The 22928-nt window shown below is 65.6% G+C and carries 21 protein-coding genes; 10 read left to right on the forward strand and 11 right to left on the reverse strand.

All coding sequences use genetic code 11. From position 1 onward, the window contains the following. Positions 1-377 precede the first annotated feature (377 nt). The 7 genes from DPV74_RS00175 to DPV74_RS00205 all read left to right on the forward strand — a co-directional run bounded on the left by DPV74_RS00175 (position 378) and on the right by DPV74_RS00205 (position 9885). The gene (locus DPV74_RS00175; RefSeq protein WP_119336271.1) at positions 378-3158 is read left to right on the forward strand and encodes a type VI secretion system Vgr family protein; all 2781 of its coding nucleotides are present in this window, start codon (positions 378-380) and stop codon (positions 3156-3158) included. A 4-nt stretch (positions 3159-3162) separates the two neighbouring features. After that, a complete protein-coding gene (locus tag DPV74_RS00180; RefSeq protein WP_374708946.1) occupies positions 3163-5475 on the forward strand; it encodes a hypothetical protein in 2313 nt (770 codons plus the stop codon). Then, positions 5472-6953, forward strand: coding sequence for a virulence factor (locus DPV74_RS00185; RefSeq protein ID WP_205571872.1), 1482 nt, complete (start codon positions 5472-5474; stop codon positions 6951-6953). Before DPV74_RS00180 ends, DPV74_RS00185 begins: the two co-directional genes overlap by 4 nt. Positions 6954-7023: 70 nt before the next feature. Further along, on the forward strand, positions 7024-7281 hold the full coding sequence (locus DPV74_RS00190; protein ID WP_081072723.1) for a PAAR domain-containing protein: 258 nt from the start codon (positions 7024-7026) through the stop codon (positions 7279-7281). A gap of 18 nt (positions 7282-7299) precedes the next feature. Continuing rightward, positions 7300-7605: a TrfB-related DNA-binding protein gene (locus DPV74_RS00195; protein WP_119336312.1), complete on the forward strand. Its 306-nt coding sequence runs from the start codon at positions 7300-7302 to the stop codon at positions 7603-7605. A gap of 256 nt (positions 7606-7861) precedes the next feature. Beyond that, positions 7862-9352, forward strand: a complete 1491-nt coding sequence (locus DPV74_RS00200; protein ID WP_119336273.1) for an aminotransferase class V-fold PLP-dependent enzyme — start codon at positions 7862-7864, stop codon at positions 9350-9352. 113 nt (positions 9353-9465) lie between these two features. Next, positions 9466-9885 carry a hypothetical protein gene (locus DPV74_RS00205; protein WP_119336274.1) on the forward strand — a complete coding sequence of 140 codons (420 nt, stop codon included), beginning with the start codon at positions 9466-9468 and terminating at the stop codon, positions 9883-9885. Positions 9886-9902: 17 nt separating this feature from the next. Here DPV74_RS00205 and DPV74_RS00210 read toward each other — a convergent pair whose 3' ends face one another. After that, entirely contained in the window at positions 9903-11003 is a 1101-nt protein-coding gene (locus tag DPV74_RS00210; RefSeq protein WP_119336275.1) for a DJ-1/PfpI family protein, read from the reverse strand. A gap of 88 nt (positions 11004-11091) precedes the next feature. On the opposite strand from DPV74_RS00210, the gene DPV74_RS00215 reads away from it, so the two are divergent. Further along, a complete protein-coding gene (locus DPV74_RS00215) occupies positions 11092-12102 on the forward strand; it encodes a GlxA family transcriptional regulator (protein ID WP_060171602.1) in 1011 nt (336 codons plus the stop codon). A 35-nt stretch (positions 12103-12137) separates the two neighbouring features. Continuing rightward, positions 12138-12341, forward strand: a complete 204-nt coding sequence (locus DPV74_RS00220) for a helix-turn-helix domain-containing protein (protein WP_240439892.1) — start codon at positions 12138-12140, stop codon at positions 12339-12341. Positions 12342-12406: 65 nt separating this feature from the next. On the opposite strand, the gene DPV74_RS00225 is transcribed toward DPV74_RS00220, so the two are convergent. Beyond that, complete coding sequence (locus DPV74_RS00225) at positions 12407-12838, reverse strand: 2-oxoglutarate dehydrogenase (protein WP_119336276.1); 432 nt, start codon at positions 12836-12838, stop codon at positions 12407-12409. 43 nt (positions 12839-12881) lie between these two features. Next, positions 12882-14729 carry a peptidase S10 gene (locus DPV74_RS00230; protein ID WP_119336277.1) on the reverse strand — a complete coding sequence of 616 codons (1848 nt, stop codon included), beginning with the start codon at positions 14727-14729 and terminating at the stop codon, positions 12882-12884. A gap of 229 nt (positions 14730-14958) precedes the next feature. Here DPV74_RS00230 and DPV74_RS00235 point away from each other — a divergent pair, with 229 nt between their 5' ends. After that, positions 14959-15207, forward strand: coding sequence for a hypothetical protein (locus DPV74_RS00235; RefSeq protein WP_226182283.1), 249 nt, complete (start codon positions 14959-14961; stop codon positions 15205-15207). 255 nt (positions 15208-15462) lie between these two features. Here DPV74_RS00235 and DPV74_RS00240 read toward each other — a convergent pair whose 3' ends face one another. The 8 genes from DPV74_RS00240 to DPV74_RS00275 all read right to left on the reverse strand — a co-directional run bounded on the left by DPV74_RS00240 (position 15463) and on the right by DPV74_RS00275 (position 22756). Then, the gene (locus tag DPV74_RS00240) at positions 15463-17277 is read right to left on the reverse strand and encodes an ExeM/NucH family extracellular endonuclease (protein WP_119336278.1); all 1815 of its coding nucleotides are present in this window, start codon (positions 17275-17277) and stop codon (positions 15463-15465) included. Positions 17278-17491: 214 nt separating this feature from the next. Continuing rightward, complete coding sequence (locus tag DPV74_RS00245; protein ID WP_119336279.1) at positions 17492-18433, reverse strand: CopD family protein; 942 nt, start codon at positions 18431-18433, stop codon at positions 17492-17494. Continuing rightward, positions 18430-18810, reverse strand: a complete 381-nt coding sequence (gene copC / locus DPV74_RS00250; protein ID WP_119336313.1) for a copper homeostasis periplasmic binding protein CopC — start codon at positions 18808-18810, stop codon at positions 18430-18432. The genes DPV74_RS00245 and copC overlap by 4 nt, the downstream gene beginning before the upstream one ends. Positions 18811-18824: 14 nt before the next feature. Beyond that, entirely contained in the window at positions 18825-19172 is a 348-nt protein-coding gene (locus DPV74_RS00255) for a copper-binding protein (protein ID WP_119336280.1), read from the reverse strand. A gap of 68 nt (positions 19173-19240) precedes the next feature. Then, the gene (locus tag DPV74_RS00260; protein WP_027789826.1) at positions 19241-20536 is read right to left on the reverse strand and encodes a multicopper oxidase family protein; all 1296 of its coding nucleotides are present in this window, start codon (positions 20534-20536) and stop codon (positions 19241-19243) included. A 1-nt stretch (position 20537) separates the two neighbouring features. Further along, positions 20538-22034 carry a TolC family protein gene (locus DPV74_RS00265; RefSeq protein ID WP_119336281.1) on the reverse strand — a complete coding sequence of 499 codons (1497 nt, stop codon included), beginning with the start codon at positions 22032-22034 and terminating at the stop codon, positions 20538-20540. Then, positions 22031-22309 carry a hypothetical protein gene (locus tag DPV74_RS00270; RefSeq protein WP_059688620.1) on the reverse strand — a complete coding sequence of 93 codons (279 nt, stop codon included), beginning with the start codon at positions 22307-22309 and terminating at the stop codon, positions 22031-22033. The genes DPV74_RS00265 and DPV74_RS00270 overlap by 4 nt, the downstream gene beginning before the upstream one ends. Positions 22310-22399: 90 nt before the next feature. Next, positions 22400-22756, reverse strand: coding sequence for a hypothetical protein (locus DPV74_RS00275; protein WP_119336282.1), 357 nt, complete (start codon positions 22754-22756; stop codon positions 22400-22402). Between the last annotated feature and the right edge of the window lie 172 nt (positions 22757-22928).

The following is a 22928-nucleotide window of genomic DNA, read 5'->3' on the forward strand; positions in this document are numbered from 1 at the left end:
TCGATTTTTATATTTCAATTCCGCCTTATCCATATCCGAATTAAGACAAGTCGAATTTTCAATTACCGACATCCAATCCGGTTCAGCATAGTTGCCCGCAACCTCCACCTCTCAACCACCCAGAAAGGGATAGCGACAAATACCAACCCTGACTACCCGATATAGGATTTTTCCAATTAAAACAAAACGCCCCGCCAAATCATAAAAATGTAGAACACCGTTTCACAGTGAATTGATTTCCATCTCAAAATACCAATAAACCTTTAAAACCCCCATTGTTTGATATTCTGCGCACCGAAATCACGATCACCACTGCTTTACCGCACTGAAAGTCCGACTCAAAGAATACAAGCCAGAAAAGCAACGAGATTGCCGTTATGTCGATAGCAACAGCATTACGAAACTTTGCGTCCGGTCTGGTCGACTGGAACACCCGGCCCGTCGCCCTGCATTTCGGGCAGGCGCAACATGCGGTCGGCCATCTGCTGGCGCTTCATCACGCCGATATTCGCGAAGGACTGATGTCGGGAATCGACGGGCAGCTGACCTGCATATCCACCCACGCTCATCTGGCGCCCACGCTGTTTCTCGGCCTGCCGGTGTCGGTCCGGCTGACGACCGACCGGGGCGACGTGCGAGCAATCAATGCGATCGTGCACGACGTGCAGGCCGGTCAATCCGACGGCGAGTTGACCGTGTATCAGCTGCGCATCTGCGATGCGCTGTCGTTGATGGACCGCCGCATCAATTCCCGAGTATTCCGGTCGCGGAACATCATCGACATCCTCGGCACGCTGCTGAACGAATGGCGGCAACGCAGCCCCGCCCTCGCGCGTGCGTTCGATTTCGACCTGTCGGGATTGCGAGCCGAACGTTATCCGGCACGCGAACTGACGCGGCAGGTCAATGAGTCGGACGCCCGTTTCGTGCGCCGGCTGTTGCGACGCGAAGGCATCACCGTCTTTGCAAAGGCGTGGGCGGTCGGCAACGCGGTCGGCAACGCGCGCGGCACGGCCGACGAGCGGCCGATCCACACGCTCGTGTTCTGCGACGACCCGCTGCGATTGCCGGAATCGCCTGCCGGCACCGTGCGCCTTCATCCGCGCGATTCGGGAACCGCGCAACGCGATACGGTGACGTTGTTTGCGCATCATCAGCGCCTGTCCCCCGGCAAAGCCGGCCGTCCGTCGTGGGACTACAAGAAGGCGCGCATGGACGATTCCGCGATCGCGACGAGCATCGATCAGGGCGACGCCGGCAACGACCTGGCCCGGCTGCTGACCGATGTCGCGATCGACATTCCGCACGTCGGCGACTCGTGGAACGATCACGACCGCATCACGCATGACCGGATACTCGCCCACCAGTTCGCGGCGGAGCGCTACGACGGTATCGGCCACGTCCGCGACATGCCGGTCGGCTGCTGGTTCACGCTGACCGGCGACCCCGAACTCGACATGAAGCCGGCCGAGCAGCGGCAGTTCGTCGTGACGTCGGTACGGCACGACATCCGGAACAATCTTCCCAAAGACCTGGCCGGCCGCGTGATCGCGCTGTACGCAGCCAGCCGGAACCTCGCGCAAGCCGCCCCACCCGCGCCGGCCGATGCGTCGGAACAGGCGGATACGCGCTACGAGAACCATTTCACGTGCGTGCGTCGCGGCGTGCCGCTCACGCCGTCCTACGATCCGACAATCGACCTTCCACCGGCTCACCTGCTGACCGGCACGATCGTCGGCACGCAGGGCGAGGAAGTATTCTGCGACGCGGCCGGCCGCGTGCGCGTACGGATTCATGGCTTCGATCCCGCCGATCACGAACACGCGCAAGGCGCCGGAACGAACGGGTCGGCCGGCGACAGCGCACCGATACGCGTCGGCGCGAGTCTGGCGGGCGCAAACTTCGGCACGCTCTTTCTGCCCCGCGTCGGGATGGAAGTCTTGCTGGGTTGCCTGTCGGGCGATCCGGACCGCCTGGTCATCATCGGCGTGCTGAGCAACGGCGCGAACCCGCCCGCGACGTTCACGCATACCGGTGCGCTGCCCGGCAACCGTTACGTGTCCGGGATCAAGACGAAGGAAATCAAGGGCGCTCGGTACAACCAGCTTCGCCTGGACGATACGCCGTCGCAGATATCCGCGCAGTTGGCGAGCGAGCATGCGCATACCCAGTTGAACCTGGGTTATCTGACGCAGCCCCGCAAGGATGGACACGGTGCCGATCGGGGCGAAGGCGCGGAGTTGCGCACCGATGCCGCGGCGGCCTTGCGCGCGGCCCAGGGCATCCTGTTCTCGACCTATGCGCGCACATGCGCGAACGGTGGTCAGCTCGATCGTGACGAACTGATTCAGTTGCTCGACCAGTGCATGATGCTGTTCAACTCGCTCGGCGACTATGCCGGCCAGCACGGCGGACGGGCCGCGGATACCGCCGGGCAGGAGAAGATCGTCGATGCGTTCCGTCACTGGAAGCCCGATCTTGCGGATGCCGGTTCCGCCGGCGACACGTCCGCCTTGATGGCGTTCGGCGCACAGGCAGGATCGCTGCACGTCACGCCCAGGACGCATGTCATGTATGCGGGCGAGAACATCGACCAGATTGCCCAGCGGCACGTGCAGGTTGCGAGCGGCGAGCGCATCAACCTGCACGGCGGCCATGGCGTCGCGATGTTCGCGCACAGCGGCGGCGTGTCGGCCATCGCGAATCGCGGGAAGGTGACGATCCAGTCGCAGGACGACGACACGCAGGTGGATTCCGCGAAGAACATCCAGTTGACCGCGGCCGGCGGCAAGCTCGCCGGCATGGCGAACGAACAGGTCGTGTTCGTCACGTCGGGCGGTGCGTACCTGAAGCTGAACGGCGGCGACATCGAACTCGGGTGCCCCGGCACGTTCACCGTGAAGTCGGCAGGCCATGCGTGGAGCGGCCCGGCCAGCATGAGCACCGACATGCCGACGTTCGACCACGCCCCGCTCGGCCGTGTGCCGAAACTCGTTCGCGCGACCGACGGCGATGCGGTGGCGGGGTTCGACGGGCACCTGCAGCGGGCATCCGAAGCGCTGTCGAACCTGACCACCGACGCGGCCGGCGAGCTGCCCGCAGTGCATGGCGACCAGTTCGAAACGCTGTCGGTGCAGTTCATCAAGAAGAACGGCTAAGACCATGACCGATTCGATTCTCGACCATCGGCCAGTAGCGGGCGCGCGCGCCGACGCGCCCGACACGACGACCGACGCCCCCGCCACCGCTGCATCGCACTCCGAATTGCCTCCTGTCGTCGTCGGCAGAGCCGAGGGGCCGATGCTGTTCGACAACGACAAGCGGCTCATCTGCGTCAAGCAACTGCCGTTGCCCGGCGTCGTCATCTTCGTCCACGGCGTCAACTCCGAGGGCGAATGGTACAAGGCGTCCGAAGAGGGATTGTGCAAGGGCCTGAATCGTCGGCTGGGACGCCTGGACGACCAGATGACGTATCACGGCGTCGACGCCGGGCAGTTGACGCCTGCGAAGTACACCGAGAGCGTGACGCCGGAGGGGTTTCTGAATCCGGACTTGCTGCCGGACAATTACGTCATCCCCGATCCGTCGTTCTCACCCGTCATCCATTTTCGGTGGGGCTACCGCGCGACACTGGAAGAACTGAAGGAATACGGCGACAAGATCTTTCTCAACGAGAAGGATTATTGGGGAGGCGGCCCGTTCACCAATGGCTGTTCGAGCTTGCCCGATCTCTGGCACGGCGGCCTCGACGACCGAGCCGTGGGGTGGATAACCGTGCAGGGCATCAACCCGACCAACCGGCCGCTGTATCGCGCGCCGCCGCGTGCCTATGGCGTGCTTGCCGCGTTGCGGCTTGCCAAACTGATCGAGTCGATTCGGAAGATGCGCGCCGACGTGCCGATCACCGTCGTGTGTCACAGCCAGGGGAATATCGTCGGCCTCACGGGTGCGTTCTTCGGTGACGCGTTTCCGGAAGTGGAAGATCCGTGGGGCCGCAAGGGACGCTGCGTCGCGGATGCCTACGTGCTGGCGAATGCTCCATATAGCCTGGCGAACAGCGAAGGCCCGCACAAATCCGACACGTTCATGGATACCTGGTCGCAACGTGCGACGAAGGATGCCGAGGGCAAGCGCGGCCGGCAGACCTACGCGGCGCGCACTCAGACGCTCCGCACTTTCTTGTCGATGATTGGCGATCGCGCTGCCCATGAACCGTCGCCAGACACGGTCGACGCCGACATGGCGAACAACCGGGTATCGCCGACGAGCAACAAGTCGTATACCGCACTGGCCGACCGTGCACGCCACGGCCTGAACGGATCGACATATGGGCGCGTCACCGCGTATTGCTGTCCGCACGATCAGGTGATTTCGGCGATCACCGTGCAGGGTATCGGCTGGCGCGGCATCGACAGGCACGAACTGACGGATATCGGCGTACACGGCGTCCTGACGCAGCGCGTGTTCGCGTCCGGCTTCGATGTCGGTGTGCAGAAGCGCTATCGCTATTGGGAAGACGACTGGCGGTACGGCAAGAAAGGCACGAAGAGGGGCTTCTGGTATCCGCCCTCGCCGCCGGCGAAATTCAATCTGATCGGTGCGCTCAAGGGGAATGAGTCGGTGTGGGGAATGGCGGCAACGCTGTTCTCGGCGCCGATCATGTTCCTTGCGACCACGGTCAGTTCGGCAATGAACATGTTTCGCGTGAATGCCGATCCGCCGAAGGGCTGGGAGGTATTGGCGGACGCACCGGCCCTGGACGAGACGTTTCCGCCGCAGGCGTTGAGGTTCGACAAGCCGATTCTGACCGAGGACGGCGAAGCAACGAGCGCCTTCAACGAAGACAACGATCCGCCATCCGCATGGCGCGATGCCGGCAAGATCGATGCGGCCAAACGGGCCGACGATCCTTACGACCAGTACAAGGCGAAGAACAAGGACGGTGACGCGCACGGTACGGCCGCGAGTGAAGCCGGGCAACGTTACGAAGACCGCGCCCTGATGCGGATGGAAGGGCGCCGCACGTTGAACACGGAGTGGCTCGACAGCGACGGTCACGTCATCGGTGAAGATGGCAAAAGCGCTCTACCGGATGGCTACAAAGAGTGGCGAGACAAGCAGATCGTGGACTGGCTCGATCGCGGTACGACGAACAGCCCGACGAACCACTCGACGACGATGACCAACCCGGAGCATGCGGAAAAAGCGCTTGCGTATGACGTCGCGATTGGTCCGTGTTACCTGACGCCAAAACAGATGAGAGCTCTGCGCATTGAGGCAGATTGGCGGATGGGGAATGGTATTCCACTCGACAATCTGAACAAAAAATACTTCGACTATTTTGAGTCCGGGCAACTCGACCGAATGACAATGCATGAGTGGGTGCATGCCAATGATTGCGAAGGCAATATGCCCGGCAAAATCGTAGACGAGCGCGAGGGCCAGCTCTATCTGAAGGTTGGAGGGCCGCTATGAAAGCTTTGATCGCCACTCGATCCCGACGCATCACCATCGCCTTTATGGTCTGGTTAATCGCGATCCCGCTGATGGCCACGCTAATGGCACATGTAGAACAACCGGACCCGGCACACTTGAAAATGGGAGATTGGATGAAACGATTCGTAGCTGTGCCCGGCTTGCTGGCGCTCATGATGTTTCTATTCACCACGGCCATGGCACGGCCGGCCCAAGCCGAGACGCACCCCATTCCCCCCACTCTGGAAGCCGCCCGTACAGACGATCCGGCCAGGAACCCCGTTGCGCAAGTCGTCGGCATGATTTGGTTGAATCCATTGCAACGGATGGACTATCCGACAGAGTGGCAACTGTTGTGGGCGCAAGGGCTTGTTACGCCCAACAAGAACGACGATATGGTGCGGACCAAGCCTGAAAAATTCTCTTCGCTTCGGTCAATTGGCGCACTGGTCTACGGCAACGAAGGGGAAGAGACGTTCAAGGGCTTCTATGCCAAGTACATTGATAAATCCATACTGCTGCTTCGAACGCGCTACGGGACTAATTCAAAGTACTTCTACACGGTGAAACCAGAGGATCAGAAATACTGGCGCGAACTCGCCGGCATACGCGTCGAAATTGCTATTCCTACTCGTCTCGACGCAACGTTTGCTCGATCGCGCCTGGTCGATCGAATGATGACATTCTATGAAATCGGCCCGCCGTCTCCCAAAACTCTGTGGAGCCGCGACACGCCCCCTGACGTGCAGATCACGCAAGGCGGTGCAAACGCCGGCTTCACGTCGTTGAACAACGCGCTGGACTATCTGCAAGCGAACCCCGACAAGAGCGTGTGGGTAATGAATTGGGACGCGCCTAATTTCCCGCCCACCGACGCCCAGATCAACGAAAACCTCGTCGTGCTGTTCCTCGCCGGCCCAACCTTCAACACCGAGCGCGAACCGCTCGCGTGGATCGGCAAGGCCGCGACCGGCAACACCGCCGAGTTTTCGCAGAAGGCCGGCACGACACGAACGGTACAAGCGTGGAAGGCAACCATCGACCAGGCAGCACGCAACGCCGGGATTGCCGTTCCGGATATCAAGTACATCGTTCACGATGCCGGTGCCGGTAGCGACGCCGCATCGGCGCGACTTGTCGGCCTATCGCAGACACTCACCGAAATCCTGCCGGAGTACGACCACAAGAATCAGGCGTTCAACACCGCGGCCTTGCTCGGCGACATGGGAACCGGCAGTGCATTGACCGACGTTGCGCTGGCGATCGGCCGGATCAATCACTACGGAGGAAACGCGCTCGTCGCGGGCACGACCGACCCGAAACACCCCGCAGCCGTCGTGGTCGTGCCACCGGCCAATCTCACGCCAATCGATCCGAACGAGGACTGGTTCCGTGCGCGTGGCGGGAACAACGCTTACCTGCCGTGGTGGGGGCGTCGTCACGACACCAACTATGGAATGCAGGGCTATTCATGGTGATGCAAGCCGACGCGCGGCGCGTTGAGCACGAACGCGCCCGCCACACCAAATCACACTGGGAATGGGTTATATGCGAGGCATCATTCGAACAGGCGACCTGCACACTCACGGCGGCCGGGTCGAATCCGGGGCGGCGACGAGCAAGGTGATGGGACGCGCGGTCGCCCGCGTCGGCGATGCATGTTCGTGCCCGCTTCACGGCGCCTGCGTGATTGCTGAAGGAGACATGGCATTCGATGTCGAAGGCCGCCCCGCCGCATTCCACAATCACAAGACGTCCTGCGGAGCGGCATTGATTTCTACCCTGCAAACTTCCGGGCGCATCTGAATGGCACAGATTCGACGCATGACAGCCGAACAGTTTCAGCTGTTGAGGCTGCACGATACCCGGATCAAGCCGGTGAACCGGTGGGCCTTGTTTGAAATCTTCGTCAGGGGCCGGTCGCAGCGCAAGCTCGCCGCCGAACTCGGCATCACCAATTCCGCCATGTCGCAGCTGGTACGGAGAGCGTGGCAGCGATATCTGGCATTGCCGGGCAACGACACGCGCCTGACCACCCTGACGATCACGATCCCTGCCAGGTACGAAAGCGCCTTGCATGCGTGGGTGCGTGACACTCACCGACAGGCCACGCCACTCGATCCGCTGTGACCACCCGGTCGAGCCGGGGGAAACGCCGCGCCCCCTTCCCCGTTTCGCAGACGTCGCGGGACATCGTTTCCCCCGCAACCCAGAGACGGGGCCATCTCGCGCGGCGCCATTGATCAAGAAACAAATTCCCCCAATCGCCACAAAAACAAAACCACATTCCACACCAGACCCAAACACCGACCCATTTTGGATCCTTTTTCCCTTCTGTCCCCCGTATCATTTCTCCCATTCTGAAAGAACAGAGCAAGAGACGGACATGAGCGAACCCACCACGCTGCACTACCTCGACTACGCAGCCACGACGCCCGCCGATCCCCGCGTGATCGAAGCGATGACGGCCTGCCTCGGCTTCGACGGCATCTTCGGCAATCCCGCATCGAGCTCGCACGCCGCCGGCCGGCTGGCGAAAGACAAGGTCGAGCAGGCCCGCGCGCAAGTCGCCGCGTTGATCGGCGCGGATGCCGACGAGATCGTCTGGACGTCGGGCGCCACCGAATCGAACAACCTCGCGCTGAAGGGTTACGCGGAAAACGCGACCGACAAGCGCCACCTGATCACGAGCCGCATCGAGCACAAGGCGATCCTCGACACGATGGCGAACCTGTCGAAGCACGGCATGTCGGTCACATTCGTCGCGCCCACGCGCGACGGCGAGATCACCGCCGACGCAGTCGCTGCCGCCATCGGCCCCGATACGGGCCTCGTGTCGCTGATGCTGGTGAACAACGAGCTCGGCACGCTGACCGATATCGCCGCCATCTCCCGCATCGTGCACGCCGCCGGCGCGCTGCTCCACGTCGACGCCGCACAGGCGCTCGGCAAGACGCCGATCGACGTGCGCACGCTCGGCATCGACATGCTGTCGATGTCCGCGCACAAGGTGTACGGCCCGAAGGGTATCGGCGCGCTGTTCGTGCGCCGCGACATCGCCAACCGGATCGCCCCGCAAATCCACGGCGGCGGGCACGAGCGCGGCCTGCGCTCAGGGACGCTCGCGACGCATCAGATCGTCGGCATGGGCGTTGCATGCGAACTGGCCGCGGAAAAGCTCGACGGCGAAGCCGCGCGGATCGCGGCGCTCGGCGCGCGCCTGACGAACGCGCTGGCCGCGCTCGGCGACGTCACGCAGAACGCGGCCACGGCACGCCGCATCCCGCACACGCTGAGCCTGACGGTGAATGCGCCCGGCTTCTTCCCGTTCATGCTCGACGAAGCGCTCGCCGTGTCGTCGACCTCCGCGTGCAACTCGGCCAGCGGCGCACCGTCGCACGTGCTGACCGCGATCGGCCTCGACGCGGAGACGGCGGGCCGCACCGTGCGCGTGAGCTTCGGCCGCTTTACGACGGAGCAGGACGTCGATTTCGCGATCGCCTGTTTCCGCCGCGCGATCGAGCAGTGTCGTGCGACGGCCGCGAACGGGTTTTCCGCTTCGCGGCAGATCACGCCGGCCGACCTGAAGGCGATCCGCAACGCCGGCTTCCGCTCGGTGATCTGCAACCGTCCCGACGGCGAAGGCGTCGACCAGCCGGCATTCGACGAGATCGCCGCGGCGGCTCGTGAACTGGGCCTCGACGCGCGCTACCTGCCGGTCGAGCGCGACCGCATCGGCGAGGCGGAAGTCGACGCATTCGGCGCACTGGTCGATACGCTGCAGAAGCCGGTGCTCGCGTACTGCGGAAGCGGCAGCCGGGCCGGCATGCTGTGGAATCGTTTGTGCGCCCGGCGTACGGCCCCGGTCTCGGCCTGACCCCTCACACCGCCGCGTGACGCGAACATGCGGCGCGCTCGGGCGTCTCGGGCAAGCCCGGGCGCCGGCGAATTCCGGCACAATGCCCGTCGTGTCCGTCACCCGAAACCCGCATGCCCTGCCCGTCAAATTCCCGCGCGCGGAAGCGCGCTGGCGCCGACGCCCTTTCCCCCGACAGCCCCTGCAACCGGCAGCATGCCGGCCGGGCCGCCGCGCTGCTGCTTGCCGTGAGCCTCGCCGCGTGCGACGCGACGCCCGTCCCTGACCGGCTCTCGGACTTCGACGCGACCTACGCGATGCAGGAGCGGTTCGGCCTCGGCGACGTGTTGGTATTTCTCGGGTCCTGCATCGGCGCCAAAAACCCGACTTATCCGGGCCAGGCCGCCTGCACCGCTGTCATCTACTCGAACGGCCACGGGTCGGAAACGCAGGCCGACTTCCACTGGAACGGGAAGAAATGGGTGGCCGAGCCCACCGCGTCGCAGGATCTCCTGCCTCACCCCGATCCCAAGCTCGCAGAGTGGGTGAAGTAAGCGCGCGCGACGCGCCGCTACTTCGGATACTCCAGTTGCAGTGCGACCCAGCCCGATGTCGCGTCGCCGTAGCGTGCCGCGATGTCTGCAAGCACACCCGGAAGCACCGATTCGCCACGCCGTCCGGCCGGCATCGCCACGCGCGCGTGCCCGGCATTCGCCGGCTGCGCCAGCAACCGCAGCCCGTGCCTCGACTCGATCACGCGCGCGCCCGCCGTCGCGACGACGTCGCTGCGCCAGGTCCGCGCCCACGCATCGGCCGTCAGCGCAACCGGAAGCTCGTCGAACCCGTCTTCGACCGGAAGATCGAACGTCTCGTGCCGCCAGAACGCGAGGCGGTTCGTCAATGCGACCTCCACTGCCGGCGCGGTCAACACGAACCGGCTGCCGTCATGAACGTCGCTCCATGCCTGCGCGCCGACGCGCCGCGCGGTCTCGCGCGCCGCGGCCGGCCCCGCCAGCGCACTCACCAATGCCAGCGAAGCGGGAATCGACGCCGACACGCCGGTCGTCGTCATGACGTCGCCGTCCATCACATAGCGGCGATCGTCGACCCACGTCGTCCCGGTAAAGCGGCGACGCAGGCGGTCGCGCGAATACCAGTGCGACGTCGCCGTGCGATGCTGGAGCAGGCCCGCGTTCGCGAGGACTTCCGCGCCATCGCAGATCGCCACCATCGTCGCGCCGCCGACGGCCTGCTTGCGCAACCACGCCAGCACCGCCGGCCGGTCGGCACCGTGCAGCGCGGGGACGATCACGACATCCGCCCCGGCTGGAACGGCCGCGTCGAACCGGTCGAACGTGGTGTCGGCCAGCATGCGCAACGCGGGCATCAGTTCGACCTCGCCCTCGTCGGCCGATACGGCGACGACATCGGCCGCACCGGACGTCTTCAGAATCGCGTACGGAACGATGAAATCGGTCGTCTCCGTTCCTGCATTGTCCGCGACGATCGCCACGAGCGGCCGCACGCGGCCCGCCTTCGGCGCGCCGACCGTGAGCGCTCGCGCAACCGGCGGTGCGTCCTCCGCCCACACCGGTGCCGGCCACCCCGCCGCACACGCGCCCAGCACCGCGCACACGAGCAGCACTGCCCCGCCTGTCTTCCCTGACCGCATCGTCCACCCGTATCCGTCGATTGCACGTCCGGAAAATTACAAGGATCATGCTCGCGGTCACAAGGACAACTCCACCGCACTTTCCGCCATGTCCCAGTCAACCTGTTCGGCACGCGACATCGTTGTCGTCGGCTTCGAAGGCGTCCAGTCGCTCGACATCACGGGCCCGATGGAAGTGTTCGCGGTCGCGAACCGTCATCTTCCCGACCATGCGCTGCCGTACCGGCTCACGCTCGCGTCGCAACACGGCGACGACATCGTCACGCACGCGGGCCTGCGCCTCGCCGGTACGGCCCCGCTGGCGGCACTGCCGGGGCAGATCGACACGATCGTCGTCGCCGGCGGCAATGAAGCGGCACTGCGACACGCGGCGTCGGAAGCCGGCGTGCTGCCGTGGCTGCGCACGCGAATCGCGGACACGCGGCGAATCGCGAGCATCTGCACGGGTGCGTTCGTGCTCGCCGCGGGCGGATGGCTGGACGGCAAGCGCGCGACCACGCACTGGAACCAGTGTGCGACGCTGCAGGCGCTGTGCCCCGACGCGCGAATCGAACCGGACGCGATCTACGTGAGCGATCCGCCGTTTCATACGTCGGCCGGCGTGACGGCCGGCATCGATCTGTGTCTTGCACTCGTCGAGGCGGACTGCGGCGCGCCGACCGCGCTCGCGGTCGCGCGCGAACTCGTGCTGTTCGTGCACCGTCCCGGCGGGCAGGCGCAGTTCAGCGTCGGGCTCGATATCCAGGCCAACGCGACGCCGCGCATGCGGACGCTGCTCACCGGGATCGCCGACGATCCGACCGGCGATCTCGGCGTCGCCGCGCTGGCCGCACGGATGCACATGAGCGAACGCTCGTTTGCGCGCAACTTCCTCAAGGAAACCGGACGATCGCCCGCGCAGTTCGTCCTTGCGGCACGCGTCGAGCGTGCGAAGGCGCTGCTGGAGCGGGCCGACTGGCCGCTCGAGCGGATCGCCGAGCGGTCGGGATTCGGCAGCGTCGACGCGTTGCAGCGCGCATTCGCGAAGCAGGTCGGCGTCTCGCCGCGCGACTATCGCGCACGCTTCGGCGTGAGGCGCGACCGGCAGCGGATCGCGTAGGCCGGCGCACCGCGCAATACGCGTTCCAGCGTACGTTGAACCTGAACCCCGTCGCGTACCTGCGGGCCGTGCGCCTGAATCACGCACGCCGCGAGCTTCGGCTCGGCGATTCCGTGTCGTCTGCCGCGGCCACCAAATGGGGTGGCCGGCACCTGAGCAGTTTCGCGCGGGACTATCGTGCGATGTCCGGCGAGTTACCGTCGGCCATCGCGAAGCGCTACGCGCGCCACGCAACCTGAACGTTTGTCACCTTCCGGCGGCCGGTGCGAACGATTCCGCACCGGCCGCCGCCCTGCCCGCTACGTCACTCGTCCTGCTGATCCTGCTGTGCCTGCACCTGCCGCTGCCGGATGAACTGCCGCACATCGCTCATCGTCACGCGGCCGGTGTGCTTCGCATCGATCTCGTCGAAGTGCTTCGACACGAAGCCCAGGCCGCTGCTCTGCGCCTGCGCCTTCGTCACGGCCGCGCCGTTGCTCAGCAACGTATTGGCGCCGAGCCGCGCATCGACACGCTGCTGCGCCTGCTGCTGCAACGTCGCGCCGGTCGACGGCAGCACCGGCGCCGCCCGCGTGGCAGGAAAGAACGGACCGTCGACACCGTGCCCGCCGTGCGGCAGCTTCACCGGCGCCACCGACTGCGGCGGCAACGCGTGGGCACTGCTCATCACGGCACCGAGGACGATCAACGGGGACATACGCCGCATCAAATTGATTAGGGACATGATCACTCGCATTCAATGGATGAATAGAGGGTTCCTTTGACAAGGAGTCCGTCGCTCAAGGGGCCGCCGCCAGCGTCGTCGCGGCCGCCGCGCCCGGGACGCTGCCGGTCGGCACGCTCGGCGGGTTTTCATCCGGCCACGGCGGCGGCAGCGTGTGCAGCGTCAGTGCCGTCGGAATCCGCGCGCCCTTGTAGAACGTCTTCAGGTCCCGCTTCATCTGCGGACGGGCGACGTCGTCCAGGTAGATCATGTGGCCGCCCTGGAAGAAGTTCACCTGCAGCTTCGGATTCAGGCCCTTCACCGTCTGCAGCCGCGCGAGCTGCTTCTCGGTGTTGAAGAACGGTGTCGCGAGATCGTGGAAACCGTTCTCCGCGAGCACGCGAAGCTTCGGGTTGAGCTGCAGCGCACCGAGCAGATCGGGGATCGTGTCGGGCATCGGCTGGCCGTCGTGCGAGAAGTCCCAGACGCCGATGATGTTGTCGTTCAGCGGCAGGTACGTCGCGTTCGGGGCGGTATAGCCGAGGTAATCCGGCATCTGCGTCGCAAGCGCGTTCGTAAACGGCTGCGAAATCAGGATGTCGGACGGGTCGCCGTCGTTCTGCAGCCGCGGATCGGAGTTCGGCAATGACACGCGTCCGTCATACCGGCCGATCGTCGTCCCGGGCAGCAGGCTCGTGCCGAACGGATTCGCGTTGAAGTAGCCGCGCAGCGCCTGTTGCGTGAGGCTCGACGGGATCGACCACAGCTTGAGCGTCGCGTCGCTCGGGAACACGGGCGTGCCGAGCGCATCCGGAATGCCGAGCTGGCTCAACACCCACGACTGCGAATACTTCTGCAGCTGGTTGTAGATCAGCGTCGTGAACAGTTCCGTCTGCAGTGCGTACAGATCCTGGTTCACCGGTGCCGGCGAAACCTGGTTGAAGTACGCCGCGACCGCCGCATAACCGGGCAGGTAACCGGCCACGGTATCGGTTTCGAGCAGCAGCCCCTCCGTCGACTGCGTGATCGCCACGGCTTCCACCGCATCCGCGAAGTAGTTCAGGATCGCCGACTGCAGCACGATGCCCGTCAGGTGCACGCCGGCCGATTCGAGCGCCAGCGCGAGCATGTCGGTACGCGGCGTGCCGTACGATTCGCCGTACAGGTAGATCGGCGACGTGCTGCGGCTGTTGACGTTCAGGTAGCGCTGGATGAAGTCGCGCATGATGTTCACGTCCGCGTCGGAACTCCAGTACTTCTGGTTGGTGTTCGGCAACACGGCTTCCGACAGCCCGGTGCCGGGCGGGTCGATGAACACGAGGTCGGTGGTGTCGATCAGGCTGTCGGCGTTGTCGACGAGCGGATAGTTCGGCCAGTTGCTGCCGAACCCCGGATCGGGCGTGGCCACGCGGGTCGGCGCGAACGAGCCGAGACGCAGCCAGATCGACGACGAGCCGGGGCCGCCGTTATAGACGAACGTGACGGGGCGCGGCTTGCCGTTCGTGCTCGGCGCGGTGTACGCGACATACGACATCGACGCTTCCGCATTGCCGTTCGCGTCCTGCGCGGTCAGGTGGCCGGTGGTCGTCGTGTAGTTGACGGTCGTGCCGCCGTTTTTCCACTGGTAATGCATGACGGCCGCTTTCTCGGACACCTGGGCGGGCGCGAGACCGTCGCCCGCGTTCAACGAATAGGCGACCTGGTCGACGTAAGGCTGGTTGGCCGCCGGTGTCTGACTGCCGGCCGCTTGCGCGCTGGCCTGCTGACTGGCCGTTGTCTGCGCGAGACTCGATGCGCCGACGGACGACGAATCGTCGCCGCCGCACGCCGAGAGCGCGAGTGTCATCGCGGTCAATGCGCCTAGCCCGGCCATCCGGCCGCGACGGGCACGGCGGCTGCCGGTACTGCTCCTGTCTGGTTTCATCTCGTTCCTTGTGGCTGGTTCGGATACCGCTTCACAAAGGCCGCCCTCACTGGCGAGACGCGCAGCAACACCCGCCACTCGCGCAAAGGCGGTTGGGATCGGACTGCTTCAAGAGACTGAACGTGATACAGACACAGCAAACTGCTGGCGAGAATCGTGCTTGAACCGCCCCCTGCAGTTTGGACTTCTTTTCTGATTACCGAAATTTACGACATCGACAAAATAGGCGGTGCTGCGCCGCGTTGTCAAAGATCATTCCGATATTAAAAATCCCGCAATGATGCGAAGGGCCGCCAGTGTCTGGCATTTGAAAGAAAACGGGATTATTCGTGCAAGGTGCGTCTTGTCGGCAATGCCGCGCCGAATATTTTACTTTTTGGCGCACAACAACGAAGCCTTTACTGCATTGATGCAGCACGATCAATACCTTCAGATCGACAGGATTTTTCTTTCATTTTTATTATTGCCAATCGATTAATGCATTGCGGCGAAATGCAGGCTTGATTCGAAGATTCGATTCACTTCAATCATTCTTCAATCCGGGGCTTATGCATCCCCGTCATCCATAAAATACCGATTTCGCGGAATTGCATCGGTTCCAGTGGAATTATTTACCCGATATCCGGCCGGGTTTGTCGATGCGCGACCAGCGTGCGATTCATCCGCCGCCGCCCGCGCGACGACGTGCGCACGTGCCGCACGTCGTCCATCGCGAAGCCGGTTCAACCCGCGCTCAATGCCTGCCGCCCGGCAGCGCGATATCGATCAGCACCGGGTCGTGATCCGACGAACGATACGCATCCGGCGCGTAGAACGTCTTCTGCTGCTCCGCCGATTTGTAGGCGAGCGTGTACTGCAGCGCGAGCGGCTCGTCCGCGTTGATGTGCCATTCGTGCACGGCCTTCACGTGCGGCGCGAGCGGCAGTGTCGCGAGCGCGTGATCGAGATAACCGGCCTCGCCGTTGTACACGTAGCTGTACGCATTCGCGCCGATCCAGCGTGCGACGAGATTGCGGTAGCCGCGCGATTCGAGCGTGCGGATCGGGTCTTCGTACGTGTAGCTGTTGAAATCGCCGATCAGCAGCACGCCCTGGCCCGCGACGCCCGTCGGGTTGCCGGCGAGCCAGTCGGCCACCTTCGCCGCCGCGCGCGTGCGCGTCGGGTTCCAGCAACCCTGGCCGTCACCCTGGTCGAGATCGTCGTTCGTGGCGTCCGGGCAGTTCTTCGACTTCAGGTGGTTGACCGCGACCGTCAGCGACTGCTTGTTGCCGCCGACCAGCCGGAACGACTGCGCGAGCGGCTGGCGGTTCTTGTCGTCGATCGCGAGCGTGGCTGCGCGGCCGACCGGCGCGACCTTGCGGCTGTCGTAGATCAGCGCGACCGCGATCGCATCGCCGCCGAGGCGCGACACGCCCGGATCGACCACACGCCAGTGGTTGCCGAGCTTCGCCGCGAGCTGGCGTACCGCGCTCAGTTCGCCATAGCCGTTGTTCTGGATTTCCATCAGGCCGATCACGTCGGCGTCGATCGCCTTCAGCGCGCTGACGATCTTCGCTTCCTGGCGCTGGAATTCCTGGAAGTTCTTCGCGCCGCGGTTGTTCGGATCGTCGAAGCCGCCGCCGAGACCGTTGCCGTTGAAGTAGTTGAGGACGTTGAACGAAGCGACGCGCAGGTTCGATTTCGGATCGCGCGCGGGTGCATTGGTGCGCGGGTTCGTGCGCGCGTCGAATGCCGGCACGGCCGCGCCGGGCAGCGGCTGCACGCGCCATGCGCCGTAACGCACTTCGAGCACGCCTTCGACATCGCGCACCGTGTAGCCCGCACGCAGCGTGTTCGCGGCCGACAGGCCCGGCGCCGGATACGGCACGGTCGCGGGGTTCTGCTTGTTCGAGCCGTCGTCGAGGACGAGACGGTTGCGTGCGTTCGCATCGATCTGCGTCTGTGCCTGCGCGGGCGGCACGACACTCGTCGGCGTGCGCAGGCGACCGTTGCTGAGCATCACGCTGCCGTAACGGCCGAGTTCGTAGTTGTCGGTGACGTTCAGCGTCTGCGGCAGGCGCACCAGCATCCCTTCATACGCGGCGAACGCGTTCGGGCTGTCGACCGGCAGCGTGAGCGTCGCGGGCGTGACGGCCTGGCCGTTCGCGCACACCGCGATCGCGCCCGACTGCGTGAGCTGCGTCTGCCCGTACTTCTCCTCGACCTTGCCCGTCACGTGCACGAGGTCGCCGGCCTTCGCGCGCACTTTCGGCGCATAGACGAACAGGCCCTCGGACACGCCCGGCTGGTTGCGGCGCTGCGCGTCGGCCTGCTGGACGAAGAAGCCGCCGAAGCCGTCCGTGCCGCCGAAATCGGCGGTGACGACGGCTTCGATCGACACGTTCTGGCCGGCGAGCGGCGACGGCGCGCCCGGCCCCTGGATATCGGCGATCGGCGTCGTGCTGCCGCCGCAGTTCGGGCTGACGGGCGCGGCGGTGGCGGCGAAAACCGGGGCAGCGAGCGTCGGGAGCAGCAATAGCGGGGTGAAGAGGCGGATTGTCGAGCGCATGACGGGGAATCCCGGTTGTGAGGGTGGCGAAAGCTTAGCGGCGCTCAATGACAGTTTTTGGTAATAGAAAGACAGGCCGATGTAATTGTCGTCATCACGCTGCGATCGCCACCGTTCGCACCTTCGGGCCTGAAAATGCGGGGAAATCGTCCGACAGTAAATTCGTCGTGCTCGCGACGATTCCCCCGCGTGCCTTCGCGCATGGTCCGCCGCGCTATACCGTCCCCGGCAACGCGCTCGACACGAGCACGGCCGCCACCATCAGCACGCCGCCGAGCACGACCGCCTCGATCCGCAGCACCGCACCGAATTGCCGCAGCGGGCCGGCCGGCATCGCGGCGGCCGGATCCTTCAGCGCGGCCAACAGCTTCGGCATCCCGAAGAAGCGGTTGTGCCCGCCGAGCGCTGCGGCGATCAGCACCAGCGCGAGCTTCAGCAGCAGGATCTGCCCGTACGTCGACTCGAGCAGGTTGGCGGGCGTGTCGACGCCGCGCCAGCCGTTGTACGCGCCGGTTGCGAACAGCACGATCAGCGCACATGTCGATGCATCGGACAGCGACTGCACGAACGATGCGCCCGTCGTGCGTTCGCTCGCGGGCAGGCCGATGAGCCGCGGCATCACGCCGAACGCCGTCACGAGCACGAGCCCGACCCATGCGCTGATCGCCAGCAGATGCAGCCAGTCGATCCACACCGGCACGCTGAACAGCCCTGCGTCCACCGGATGCCCGCCGTTGCTGCGTGCGAGCGCGACGCAGGCGAGCGCGGCCCAGATCGCGAACGGAAAGCGCGAATCGTGCGCTCGCCTGACGAACGACAGCAGCACGACGACGAGCATGAATACGGCGCCGGCCAGCCACGCGTGGCCGAAACCCGTGCCCGCGAGCATCGCGCGGACGGCCGGCCCGGCGTCGAGCATCGACACGTCGCTCATCAGCGCGCAGTGCGCCCAGAACGCGGTGAGGCTGGCAAGCAGCGACACGACGGACGCGATGCGCAGCGTCGCGACGAGCCGCCGCCCGATGCCGTGCTGCCACGCCGACGCGCCGCGCGCGAGCCAGTGGCTGCCGAGCAGCGCGCCGACGACGACGGCGAACCCGGCATTCTGGATCGCCACCGACACGAGCCGCAGGAGACCGACGAAGCCGTCGTTCACCCTTTCACCTTGAACGTATAGGCGCCCTTGGTGCGATGCGCATCGGCCGTCATCGCGACCCACTGCACCGTGTACGCGCCCGGCGCGAGCTTCGACATCACAACGGTCATCACGCGCGGGTTCGACGCATCGACCTTCGTCTTTTCCTGCGTGACGGCGTTGCCGTTCGCGTCCGACACCTTCACCGAACTGAACGTCGGTTCGAGGTCTTCGTTGAATGCAAGCCGCAACGTGTCGGGCGCCGTGTCGACCGTGCTGCCCGCCGCCGGTGCGGCGCTTTCCAGCTTGCCGTGCGCCGATGCGGCGACCGGCGCGGCCGCGACGATCGTGCCGGCCACGGCGAAGGCTGCCAGCCGCCTGAGAGTCGTGATCTTCATGTTCATGCCTCGCGTCACGGCTTCTTCAGCTCGACGACGGTCAGCGCGCCGCCCACGTCCTCGGCGACGAAATCGATCTTGTCGCCCACCTTCACCTGCGACAGCATCGCCGGATCCTTCACCTTGAACACCATCGTCATCGCGTCCATCCCGAGGTTCTCGAGCGGGCCGTGCTTGATCGTCAGCTTGCCCGCAGCCGTGTCGACCTTGCGGATTTCGCCGTGCGACATGCTCCGCTTTGCCGCGGCTTCCTGCTTCGCGCCACCGCTCACGTCCATGCCGGCCATGTCGCCGGCCGCGTACGACGCGGCGGAAAACGCCAGCGCCCAACCCGTTGCCATCAAAACCAGTCCCTGCTTCATCGTGTCGACTCCCGTGTGAGTGAATGGAAACCGGCGGCCGCATCGGTACGGCCGCCGCATGCTGCTGCTCAACCGTCCGGCAGTTCGCCGGTGTACTCGTACGCGACGGTGCCCTTCGGATGCCTGAACCAGCCCGGATCGCGATAGTCGTTGCGGCCGAGGCCCTGCCGCACCTTGCAGACCGTGAACATGCCGCCCATCTCCAGCGGCCCGAACGGGCCCGTGCCCGTCATCATCGGCAGCGTGTTGTCGGGCAGCGGCATCTCCATGCCGCCCATCGCGCCGCCCGTGCTGCCCATCGCCATGTAGTCGGGCACGAGCTTGCCGATGCGCTGCGCGAGATCCTTCTGCGGCACGCCGATCAAATTCGGCACCTGGTGGCCCATCGCATTCATCGTGTGATGCGACTTGTGGCAGTGGAACGCCCAGTCGCCCGGGCGATCGGCGGTGAACTCGATCGCGCGCATCTGGCCCACCGCGACATCGGCCGTCACTTCCGGCCAGCGCGCCGCCGGCGGAATCCAGCCGCCGTCGGTGCCCGCGACTTCGAAGCTGTAGCCGTGCAGGTGGATCGGATGGTTCGTCATCGTCAGGTTGCCGAAACGAATCCGCACGCGGTCGCCCGCGCGCACCGGCAGCGGATCGATGCCCGGGAACACGCGCGAATTGAACGTCCACATGTTGAAGTCCGTCATCTCGTTCACGCGCGGCGTGTAGCTGCCCGGGTCGATGTCGTACGCGGCGAGCAGGAACACGAAGTCGCGATCGACCGGCATCGTGCCGCGATCCTTCGGGTGCACGATGAACATGCCCATCATCCCCATCGCCATCTGCACCATCTCGTCGGCGTGCGGGTGATACATGAACGTACCGTGCGCCTCGAGCTGGAACTCGTAGACGAAGGTCTTGCCGGGCGGGATATGCGGCTGCGTGAGGCCGCCGACGCCGTCCATCCCGTTCGGCAGCCGCAGCCCGTGCCAGTGAATCGTCGTGTGCTCGGGCAGCCGGTTGGTCACGAAGATACGCACCTTGTCGCCTTCGACGGCCTCGATCGTCGGCCCGGGCGACTGGCCGTTGTAGCCCCACAGGTTCGCGTTCATGCCGGGCGCCATCTCGCGCACGACGGGCTCGGCCGTCAGGTGGAACTCCTTCCAGCCGTTCTTCATCCGCCACGGCAGCGTCCAGCCGTTCAGCGTCGCGACGGGCGTGTACGGCCGGCCGTTCGGCGGCACGAGCGGCGGCTGCGTGCCGGTTTTCGCCATCGTGGGCGCTTCCGGCAACGACGCGGCGCCGGCCTTGCTGACCATCGCCGAACCGAGCAGCGCGGCGCCCGAGTGGCTGAGAAATTGTCGACGGGACACCATGTCAATGACCTTCCGGATGCGTTTGCGTCGCGGGCGCCGGTGGCGCCGCGGAGGTGGAAGCCGGCTGCGGCGCAGCGTCGGCGTTGGAAGCGGATTCCGGCCGGGCAGATGGCGTTGCATGCGGCACGTCGCCCGGCGTCGGCAGCCGCCCCCCGACGGCCATCTGCAGATCGGTTTCGGCGAGCCAGTAGTCCTTCAGCGCATCGATGTAGCCGTTCACCGCGCCGACCTGTTCGCGTGCATCGGCCAGCAACTCGAACACGCTCGCGAGCATCCCGTTGTAGCGCAGCAGCAGCTCGTCCGAGATCGTCTTGCGCAGCGGCACGACTTCGTCGCGATAGTGGGTGGCGACGTCGTAGCTCGTCATGTAGGCCGCATACGACTCGCGCACTTCGGAACGCGCGTCGATGGCCGTTTTCGCGAGCCGGTTCGCCGACTGCATGTAGACGGCCTCCGCCCGCGCGACCTTCGCGCCGCCCCAGTCGAACAGCGGAATCTCGACGCTGATCTCGAAGCCGTGCTCGTGCCCCTTGCCGGTCTCGTAGTCGTTCACGTAGCCGAGATCCACCGCATTGACGAAGCGCGTGGCCTTGCTCAGTCCGAGCGACGACGCGACACCCTGCGTCTGCAGCTTCGCGGCCTGGATGTCGAGGCGGTTGCGCATCGCGAAGCGTTCGAGATCGGGCAGGTTCGGCCGCGCTTTCGGCAGGTCGGGCAAGCGCTCGGGCAGCGCGTATTGCGTGCGTTCGCCCCACAGCCCCATCGCGCGCGTGAGCTTCTCGCGTGCGGCCACGGCCTGCTGGCGCGCCTTCGCGTGCTGCGCGACCGCATCGGCGTGGAACGCCTGCTCCCGCGCGTAATCGAGCCGGCTGAAGTTGCCGGCCTGCCGCATGCGCTGCGCCAGTTCGGCGGCCGCACTCGCGGCATCGCGCACCTGCCCTGCATAGTTCGCGGCCTGTTCGGCCGCGACGGCCTCGACATACGCGCGGCGCGCGTCGGCGGCCACCTTCAGCATCGCGTCGGCGGTTTCGAGCTTGGTCTGCTCGAAGCGGCGGCGTTCGATGTTCGTCGCGAGCGGCAGGGTCAGCAGCGCGAACACGTTCGCCGAGAACGTGCGGCCGAGGGTCAGCTCGCCGTCGCCCGCGCGCGTGCGGCTGAACGCGAAACGCGGGTTCGGCAGCCGGCCGGCCTGGACGAGATCGGCCTCCGACAGCCCCAGTTCCGCGTACGACGCCTGCAGGCCGCGGTTGTTCAGCAGCGCGACCTGCACCGCATCGTCGATCGACAGCGGCTTGGCGAGCAGTTCCTTCGTGCGCGTGTCGACGGCTTCACGGTCGGCGTCGGTCCTGACCACGACCGCGTCCTTGCCGATGCGCTCCGACGCGACGGACGACACCGCATCGAAACCGCCGTCCTTCGAAAACGTCGTGCAGCCGGCGAGGAAGGCCAGCACGGCCGCGGCCGCGCCGATCCTCGGCGAGATCGACAGCATCGTCATCGCGCGGCCTCCTCGTGCATCGAACGGGTAGCGCCGCCAGCCGCACGACCGGTCGTGCGCCCCTTCGCGGGCCGTTCCGTCACGTCGCGGTTCAGCTGTTTCCAGCCCGGGCCTTCGTCGTCCCGATACGGCCGGTAGCCGTCGAATGCGGACGTCACGGTGACGTCCGGCACCGCCGCGGCGGCGTCCGCCGGATCGGGCAGCGGGGTTTGCGCAGGCGCGAGCGACGGCACGATGGCCGCCGCGCCAAGCAGCGCCGCAGTAATCAATCGCATGAATGGGTCTCGTCGTGAGTCGTCCGGCGGACGGGATGCCGCCGCCGGAGCGGATTGCGGAGCACGGCCGGTCTGGGCCGCGGGCGGGGTCTAGACGAGAAGCCGGCGCGGCGGCCTGTCGATGCCGCCGGTCAGGAACGACACGACCCCGGCCGCGGGCGGTGGCGAGACGATCGCCGCGCGAACGCCGGCCGCGGCGGGGACGGCGGGCGCGCCCGACATGCCGACGCCGACGCAGCAGGACACGCACGCGGAACACGCCGGCGCATGCCGGGCGTGGCTGTCGGCGTCGTGATGGCCGTCCTGCGCGGCCGGCATCGTGTGCGACGCCGCTTCCATCGGCGCGACGGCAACGCGTTCGCACTGCATCGAAACAGTCGCGAACGACTGGATCGGCAGGCTCAGCGCCAGCAGCACGACGAGGAGGAATTTGCGCCAGTACGACATGGATGCGGAATCAGGCAGGCAACGACCGGTTGGGCCGGCGCGGCGCCGTGACAGCGCGTGCCGGGGGACAAGACGGCCGCAGCTTATCGCCGTCGCGGTGACGACGACATGGCCGAAACATGACCGGATTTTCATGAAACGCGGGCGACGCGCCGCAAGCGCTTCATGACAA

This window comes from Burkholderia sp. HAN2018 (genome assembly GCF_024704855.1).
Taxonomy (GTDB): domain Bacteria; phylum Pseudomonadota; class Gammaproteobacteria; order Burkholderiales; family Burkholderiaceae; genus Burkholderia; species Burkholderia cepacia.